At 54.6% G+C, this 284-nt stretch carries 1 protein-coding gene; it reads right to left on the reverse strand.

The genetic code is table 11. The annotated features are described in order from the left end of the window. Positions 1 to 21: 21 nt before the first annotated feature. Positions 22 to 228 carry a hypothetical protein gene (locus tag AC0L3J_RS37985; protein WP_473350539.1) on the reverse strand — a complete coding sequence of 69 codons (207 nt, stop codon included), beginning with the start codon at positions 226 to 228 and terminating at the stop codon, positions 22 to 24. Positions 229 to 284 lie beyond the last annotated feature (56 nt).

The raw sequence follows: 284 nt of genomic DNA on the forward strand, positions 1-284 counted from the left end.
GGCGGTTCAAGGCGGAATCATTTACTCTTTCCACGGCGGCGTTTTCTCCGGGTGTCTGCGATAATAATCTTCAACCAGCGCATCAATACCGCCGTTACTGTCGCCGCCTTTCCTGTTTTTACGGTCGCTTTCAACCGGCACCAGAAAGCCTTCGCGTGGTGCAAGGCTGACGCGGGTTTTCAGCCCGTCCTGGTCATTCAGTATCAGGGTGACTTTGGCCAGTAACATACGGTGTGGGGATGGCGTTACGCACCGCGCTCACCATGCTTTTGATGATGTTGCAG

The organism is Bradyrhizobium sp. Kon37, from assembly GCF_055807535.1.

Coding starts and splice junctions, on each gene's coding strand:
- AC0L3J_RS37985 (WP_473350539.1), bottom strand. CDS start 228: ATGTTACTGGCCAAAGTCACCCTGATACTGAATGACCAGGACGGGCTG.